The 6633-nt window shown below is 73.2% G+C and carries 9 protein-coding genes and 1 pseudogene; 2 read left to right on the top strand and 8 right to left on the bottom strand.

The window, feature by feature from the left end; all coding sequences use genetic code 11:
* Nucleotides 1-113, top strand: a pseudogene (locus GUY61_RS40755) (IS5/IS1182 family transposase); the annotation flags it as partial.
* 387 nt (nucleotides 114-500) lie between these two features.
* Here the strand turns inward: GUY61_RS40755 and GUY61_RS32340 are convergent.
* The 6 genes from GUY61_RS32340 to tsaB form a co-directional block, all read right to left on the bottom strand.
* Nucleotides 501-1769 carry an RNA polymerase sigma factor gene (locus tag GUY61_RS32340; RefSeq protein ID WP_166633889.1) on the bottom strand — a complete coding sequence of 423 codons (1269 nt, stop codon included), beginning with the start codon at nucleotides 1767-1769 and terminating at the stop codon, nucleotides 501-503.
* Between the two features lie 58 nt (nucleotides 1770-1827).
* On the bottom strand, nucleotides 1828-2193 hold the full coding sequence (locus GUY61_RS32335; protein ID WP_166633888.1) for a YciI family protein: 366 nt from the start codon (nucleotides 2191-2193) through the stop codon (nucleotides 1828-1830).
* Between the two features lie 120 nt (nucleotides 2194-2313).
* Nucleotides 2314-2601, bottom strand: coding sequence for a hypothetical protein (locus tag GUY61_RS32330; RefSeq protein ID WP_166633887.1), 288 nt, complete (start codon nucleotides 2599-2601; stop codon nucleotides 2314-2316).
* Nucleotides 2598-3821, bottom strand: coding sequence for a tRNA (adenosine(37)-N6)-threonylcarbamoyltransferase complex transferase subunit TsaD (tsaD, locus tag GUY61_RS32325; protein WP_166633886.1), 1224 nt, complete (start codon nucleotides 3819-3821; stop codon nucleotides 2598-2600). Before tsaD ends, GUY61_RS32330 begins: the two co-directional genes overlap by 4 nt.
* On the bottom strand, nucleotides 3814-4296 hold the full coding sequence (gene rimI, locus GUY61_RS32320; protein WP_166633885.1) for a ribosomal protein S18-alanine N-acetyltransferase: 483 nt from the start codon (nucleotides 4294-4296) through the stop codon (nucleotides 3814-3816). The genes tsaD and rimI overlap by 8 nt, the downstream gene beginning before the upstream one ends.
* Entirely contained in the window at nucleotides 4293-4946 is a 654-nt protein-coding gene (gene tsaB / locus GUY61_RS32315) for a tRNA (adenosine(37)-N6)-threonylcarbamoyltransferase complex dimerization subunit type 1 TsaB (protein ID WP_166633884.1), read from the bottom strand. The genes rimI and tsaB overlap by 4 nt, the downstream gene beginning before the upstream one ends.
* Nucleotides 4947-5096: 150 nt before the next feature.
* Between tsaB and GUY61_RS32310 the strand changes: the two genes are divergently transcribed.
* A complete protein-coding gene (locus GUY61_RS32310) occupies nucleotides 5097-5663 on the top strand; it encodes a hypothetical protein (protein ID WP_166633883.1) in 567 nt (188 codons plus the stop codon).
* 302 nt (nucleotides 5664-5965) lie between these two features.
* Here the strand turns inward: GUY61_RS32310 and GUY61_RS32305 are convergent, their stop codons facing one another.
* Nucleotides 5966-6166: a hypothetical protein gene (locus tag GUY61_RS32305; protein WP_166633882.1), complete on the bottom strand. Its 201-nt coding sequence runs from the start codon at nucleotides 6164-6166 to the stop codon at nucleotides 5966-5968.
* A gap of 115 nt (nucleotides 6167-6281) precedes the next feature.
* Nucleotides 6282-6633: tRNA (adenosine(37)-N6)-threonylcarbamoyltransferase complex ATPase subunit type 1 TsaE (locus GUY61_RS32300; protein WP_208106730.1), on the bottom strand; the 352-nt coding region annotated here is incomplete at its 5' end.

Raw genomic sequence — 6633 nt, 5'->3', positions numbered from 1 at the left:
TCAACCGGCTCAAGAACTTCCGCGGCATCGCTACCCGATATGACAAGACCGCCACCTCCTACGAAGCAGCGGTCTCTCTCGCCTCATTCCTGCTATGGGCAAGATCCGTTTGAAGACGGACCCTAGTGCCGCGTCAGTCAGGGTTTGCCCGCTGAGGAGCGGCGTCCGGTGCCGGGGGCACCTCCCGCCGAAGGCAGGGGGAGCATCGCAAGGCGGCCGGAAGCCCTCGTAGTGGGCCTGCTCGGGCATTCGGCCCACGCAGCGTAGGGGTACCTCCCGCGCCCGGAGGGCTGCGGGCGAGTGCTGTGCAGGGCGTCGCGACGGGGCGAACCTCGGCTGACACGGCACTAGGCACCGGGCCCGGCTCGGGCGGGCTGTGACCGCCCCGCCGCCGGCGAGGGCCACGGGGCCCCGGTCACCGGCGAGGGCCGCGGCGGGCCCACACCGCCGACGAGGCCACGGCCGCACCCGGTCGCCCAGCAGGCGATCGTCTCTCCCGCTCAGCCGCACTCCCGCGCGCGCCCCAGCAGCAGCGCGCGCTCGCGTTCGTTCCGGGTGAGGGATGCCGCCCGCTCGAACTCCGCGCGGGCCTCCTCGCGGCGGCCCAGGCGGTACAGCAGGTCCCCGCGCACGCTGGGCAGCAAGTGGTAGTCACGCAGGGAGCGTTCACCGGCGAGCGCCTCGACGAGGGCCAGGCCCTCCTCCGGGCCCTCGGCCATGGAGACGGCCACGGCCCGGTTCAACCGCACCACGGGCGTGGGCATGAGGGCCGCCAGCATTCCGTACAGCAGGGCGATCCGCCGCCAGTCCGTCTCCTCGTACGTGTGCGCACGGGCGTGGCAGGCGGCGATCGCGGCCTGCACGGCGTAGGGCCCGGGGGTTCCCGGCGACGCCTCCTCCGCGCGGCCGAGCGCCACGAACCCGCGCCGGACGAGGAGCTGGTCCCAGCGCCGCCGGTTCTGGTCCTTGAGCAGGACCGGCTCGCCCGAGGGTCCCGTCCGGGCGGGCACGCGCGAGGCCTGGATCTCCATCAGTGCCACCAGACCGTGCACCTCGGGCTCCTTGGGCATCAGCCCGGCCAGCACCCGCCCGAGCCGCAGCGCGTCCTCGCACAGGGCCGGACGCAGCCAGTCGTCGCCGGCCGTCGCCGAGTAACCCTCGTTGAAGATCAGGTAGATGACCTCCAGGACGGAGGCCAGCCGGGCGGCGCGCTCGGGTCCCTCCGGGACCTCGAAGGGGACGGCGGCCTTCGCCAGGGCACGCTTGGCGCGGACGATGCGCTGGGCGACGGTCGGCTCGCCCACCAGGAAGGCGCGGGCGATCTCGTCGGTCTTCAGCCCGCCGACCATGCGCAGTGTGAGCGCGATCCTGGCCTCCGTCGACAGCACGGGATGGCAGGCGGTGAAGATCAGCCGCAGTATGTCGTCGCCGATGTCGTCGCCCGTCCCGGGCTCGGCCGGCGGCGGAGTGTCCTGAAGGCTCCGGCCCATCTCCGCGAGCTTGCGCGCGTACGTCTCACGGCGCCGTACGAGATCGATGGCACGGTGCCTGGCGGCGGCCATGAGCCAGGCGCCCGGATTATCCGGGACGCCCGACTCCGGCCACTGCTCCAGCGCGGCGACCAGCGCGTCCTGGGCGAGTTCCTCCGCGACGCCGACGTCGCGCACGATCCTCGCCAGCGCGGCGATGATCCGTGCGGACTCGATCCTGTACACCGCCTCGACCGTCTGCCGCGCACGGTCGCCGGTGTCTGTACGAACAGCCGTCACGGCCACACATCAGAGCACCGCTTCGGCGCGACGGCAAACCACGGCGGCCGGAGCCCCGTCAGGCGCCGGGCGGCTCCTCGATCTGCCGCACCTCGGAGGTGATGTCCCAGTCCTCGCCGTGGACCTTCAGGAAGCGCTGGGTCCACTCCCGTGCCTCCTCCATCGACTTCGCCTGGATGATGGCGTAGCCGCCGATGATCTCCTTGCTCTCGGTGAACGGCCCGTCGGTGGCGCTGATCTCGCCGTGGTTGTTGCGCATCCGGACGCCCTCGGCGGTCGGCCGCAGTCCGGCGGTGTCGAGCAGCACCCCGGCCTTGGTCATCTCGTCGATGAGCTTGCCCATGTCCTCCATGAGCTGCTCGCTGGGTCCCCCGGCCGGAACGTTCGACTCGTCGATGCGGACCATGGTCATGTAGCGGGGCATGATCGGTTCTCCTGTGTCGTTGTGCGTTCGTACGTCGGTGGTGAGCGGGTCCGTTCCCCGCCCCTCACTCAACGCGTCGAACGGGAGAGGGCCGAATCGACACGACGGCGGAGATTTTTCTCAGGGATTTTCCGGCGCGACTTCGACCGACTCGAACCGCCAGCGGTGCACCGGCCGGCTCACCAGGCCGGCGTGCGGGTCGTCGAGCTCCGGCAGTTCGGCGTCCATGGCCGCGTCCCACCAGGTGATGACGAGTACCCGGTCGCCCGGCGCGGTGAGCGTCTCCCGCCGCACCAGTTCCTCGCCGCCCACGGCGGCGGCGCGCTGCTGCTGCGTGCGCGCCCACTCCAGCAACTCCGCGCCGCGGCCCTCGACCGCGCGTGCCTCCCACATCAGTGCGACCGTCATGAGTACAGGTTGTCCTTGCTCAGCTCGTGCACATGGTCGTGATCGTGCGCATGGCCGTGGTGGTGGGTTCCGTTGTGCCCCACCGCTCCCGACTGCCCCCGGCCGCCGTCGTGCCCCTGCCCGGCCCCGTGGTCGTGCGCCCCGCCGTGGCCGTGCGCCTTCCCGGGAACGTGCGGTTCGGTCACCGGCAGCGAGGAGTCCGCGGACAGGTCCCAGTCCGAGGCCGCCCGGCCGCGTGCCACCATCTCCGCGCCCAGCGCCGCCACCATGGCCCCGTTGTCCGTGCACAGCTTGGGCCGGGGCACCCGCAGCACGATCCCCGCGTCGGCGCACCGCTCCTCCGCCAGCGAGCGCAGCCGTGAGTTGGCCGCGACTCCGCCCCCGATCATCAGATGGTCGACGCCCTCGGCCTTGCAGGCGCGGATCGCCTTCCGCGTGAGCACGTCGACGACCGCCTCCTGGAAGGAGGCCGCCACGTCCCGCACCGGCACCTCCTCCCCCGCGGCCCGCCTGGCCTCGATCCAGCGGGCGACGGCGGTCTTGAGCCCGGAGAAGGAGAAGTCGTACGCCGGATCGCGCGGCCCGGTCAGCCCGCGCGGGAACGCGATGGCGGCCGGGTCTCCCTCCTTGGCGAGCCTGTCGATGACAGGGCCGCCGGGGAAGCCCAGGTTCAGCACCCGCGCGATCTTGTCGAAGGCCTCGCCCGCCGCGTCGTCGATGGTCGCGCCCAGCGGCCGTACGTCGGAGGTGATGTCCGGGGCGAGCAGCAGCGAGGAGTGGCCGCCGGAGACCAGCAGCGCCATCGTCGGCTCCGGCAGCGCGCCGTGCTCCAGCTGGTCCACGCAGATGTGCGAGGCGAGGTGGTTGACGCCGTACAGCGGCTTGCCCAGCGCGTAGGCGTACGCCTTCGCCGCCGACACACCGACCAGCAGCGCGCCGGCGAGCCCGGGGCCCGCGGTCACCGCGATGCCGTCGAGGTCGCGCGCGCGGACCCCGGCGTCCTTCAGAGCGCGTTCGATCGTAGGGACCATCGCCTCGAGGTGGGCCCTGGACGCCACCTCGGGCACGACGCCGCCGAAGCGGGCGTGCTCGTCGACGCTCGACGCGACGGCGTCGGCGAGCAGGGTGTGGCCGCGGACGATGCCGACGCCCGTCTCGTCGCAGGAGGTCTCGATGCCGAGGACGAGCGGCTCATCCCGTACGGCCCGTGCGTCAGCCATGAATGATCTCTGTTCCTTCTCGTCGCATCACGAGCGCGTCGACGTTGCCGGGCTGGTAGTAGCCCTTGCGGACGCCGATCGGCTCGAAACCGAAGCGCTCGTACAGTTTCTGCGCCCTGACGTTGTCCACCCGCACCTCCAGCAGCACCTCGGAGCACTCGAAGCGGGTGGCGTGCTCCAGCAGGTCCGTGAGCAGCCGGGCGCCGAGTCCGGAGCCCCAGTGGTCCCGGGCGACGGCGATGGTCTGCACGTCGCCGAGGCCGCCGGCGGACGCCAGGCCCGCGTACCCGACGATCCGCCCGCCGTCCTCGGCGACCACGTAGCGGCGGGTGGCGCGCGGCCCGCGCGCGTGGGCGAGCTCGGACCAGAACATGCCGCGCGACCAGGCGTCCTCCGGGAACAGCTCGCGCTCGAGTTCCAGCACCGGTCCTATGTCCCACCAGCGCATCTCGCGCAGCCGTGCGCCTGCGCTCATCGCGGGGTGACCACCTTGTAGTTCTTGGGGACCTGCGCGTCGGGCCGGCGCAGGTAGAGGGGCAGCGGCGGCAGGAACTCCCCGCCCGCGGCCAGTCTCCGGGCGGCCAGCGCGGCGAGCGCGCCCGCCGACTGGTTCTCGGGGGCGCGCAGTTCGCCGAAGCTGCCGGGATAGAGAGCGGCTCCCGCGCCGACGGCCGGCAGTTCCCGGACGTCCTCAGGCAGTTCGGCGGGCCGGTCCACGGCCGGTTCCCCGATCCTCGTGCGGGCGTCGGCGTACCGCGCCCAGTAGACCTCCTTGCGGCGCGCGTCCGTCGCCACGACGAACGGCTCCTCGATCCCCGAGGCGTACGCAAGCCCGTCGAGGGTGCACAGCCCGTGGACCGGCACGCCGAGCACGGAGGCGAAGGTGGTGGCGGTCACGAGGCCGACCCGCAGGCCGGTGTACGGCCCGGGCCCGACGCCCACGACGATCCCGGTGAGGTCGGCCGACGTCACCCCGGCCTCGCCGAGCACCCGGTCCACGGCGGGCAGCAGCAGCTCCCCGTGCCGCCGCGCGTCGATCCGGGTCGACTCGGCCAGGACGCTGCGGCCGTCGTGCAGGGCGACGGTGACGGCGGGGGTGGCGGTATCAAGAGCGAGCAAGAGCACAGGCCAAGCCTACGGCGCGCGGAAGGGCCGTAGGGCCGGGCCTCGGGCGCCGCCCGGGGGCGGCGGCGGACCGTCAACCGCCCCTGCTGCTACCGTCACCAGCAAGCCGTAGATGTCGGTACGAAGTTCAGTGCGAAGGGTGGCGCGAAGGTGGCACGGAGCAGCTCGGGAATCGTGGCCGGGCTCACCGCGGCGGCGATCGCCGCGATCGGCTTCCTCGCCTATCAGGCCTCCGCGAACGTCCCGGACACCCTCGGCGGTCCCGCCCGCCCCGGGACCACGGCCACCGCTTCGCCCAGTGCCTCTCCGGGCAAGGACGAGGCCGCCGCCGTCGAGACCGCGATCCCGGCCGGCTCCGGCTCGGGCGCCCGCGTGGTGTACGACCTCGACGCCCGGCGCGTCTGGCTGGTCGGCGAGGACGAGACGGCCTCGCGCACCTTCGAGGTCATGCCGAGCGCGGTCGACCCGGCGCCCGGGACCTACACCGTGACCTCCCGCACCGGCGAGGTGACCGGCTCCGACGGGGTGCCCGTCGAGCACGTCGTCCGCTTCACCAGCGTGGACGGCGTCTCGGTCGGATTCAGCGCCGCCGTCGACGGCACCCTGAAGTCGCCGGACCCGAGCCTGAAGACGGGCGGCATCCGTCAGAAGCGCGCCGACGGCAACGCGATGTGGACCTTCGCGACGATCGGCACGAAGGTCGTCGTCGTTCCCTGAACCGGCTGTCGGCTGCCGCCTGTCACGCCAGCCACACCGGGCCCACCTGTCCCGCCAGCCACAGCCACACCGGGCCCACCTGTCCCGCCCGGCCCGCCTGCCACGGCCGACCGGTGTTCCCGCCCGCCGGGGTCTGAGCGCGTGCCCCTTCCGGGCTCCCGGTCTGCGCTCCAGGAGCCCGGAAGGGGAGACCCGGCAGGAGGAGCGGAGCAGCGGACGGTGCGCGCCGGCCGGACCGGTCCGTTCTCCGGCGGCAACCGCCCCAGGGGCCGGCCCCCACGCCGCCTCGCGGCGCCCGACCCCTACGCGGCGTCGCGGCGCCCGCACGCTCCCGGGGTTCCCTCGCCGTCGCGGCCGGTACGTTCCCCGGCCGGCTCCACCCGGGCACCGGCGGCCGGGGCTTCCGGGTGCCGGGGAGGCGTCGAGACGGCCGTGGCGGCGGCGTACGCGGCCAGCAGCTTCGTCATCGGGGGTGACTGCTCGTCCTTCTTCGGCACCGGCATCTTGCCTCCTGGTGTCCGGGGGCAGGCAGGGTTAGGCAGACCTAACCCTCGCTGTACCTCCATGTGACCACGCGTGCGGCCGGGACGCAAGAATTTACCGACACCTTGTCGGAAATCACGGGCGCGACGGCAGGGAGGCCAGATCCGCCCCGGCCCAGCGCTCGCCCACGCCGGTGAGCGTCACCTCGCGGGGATCGTCCGGTCCCGCCCCGTCCGCACCCACCGCGCGGCCGATCACCACGTGCAGCCGGTCGTCCGCCAACTCCTCGACCTTGCCCTCGCCCCACTCGACGACGACCACGGACTCGGGCAGCGAGACGTCGAGGTCCAGGTCCTCCATCTCGTCGAGACCGCCGCCCAGCCGGTACGCGTCCACGTGCACCAGGGCGGGGCCGCCGCTCAGCGAGGGGTGCACCCGGGCGATGACGAACGTGGGCGAGGTGACCGGCCCCCGCACCCCCATGCCC

Source organism: Streptomyces sp. GC420, from assembly GCF_009916105.1.
Taxonomy (GTDB): domain Bacteria; phylum Actinomycetota; class Actinomycetes; order Streptomycetales; family Streptomycetaceae; genus Streptomyces.
Note: the sequence above shows the minus strand (reverse complement) of the source record. Positions and strands in the feature narration are given on the sequence as shown.

What these genes read in the sequence shown, in the direction of transcription:
- rimI (WP_166633885.1), bottom strand. Translation starts at nt 4,296, where the DNA reads ATGAGCGCAGGCGCACGGCTGCGCGAGATGCGCTGGTGGGACATAGGA.
- GUY61_RS32335 (WP_166633888.1), bottom strand. Translation starts at nt 2,193, where the DNA reads ATGCCCCGCTACATGACCATGGTCCGCATCGACGAGTCGAACGTTCCG.
- tsaD (WP_166633886.1), bottom strand. Translation starts at nt 3,821, where the DNA reads ATGGCTGACGCACGGGCCGTACGGGATGAGCCGCTCGTCCTCGGCATC.
- GUY61_RS32330 (WP_166633887.1), bottom strand. Translation starts at nt 2,601, where the DNA reads ATGACGGTCGCACTGATGTGGGAGGCACGCGCGGTCGAGGGCCGCGGC.
- GUY61_RS32305 (WP_166633882.1), bottom strand. Translation starts at nt 6,166, where the DNA reads ATGCCGGTGCCGAAGAAGGACGAGCAGTCACCCCCGATGACGAAGCTG.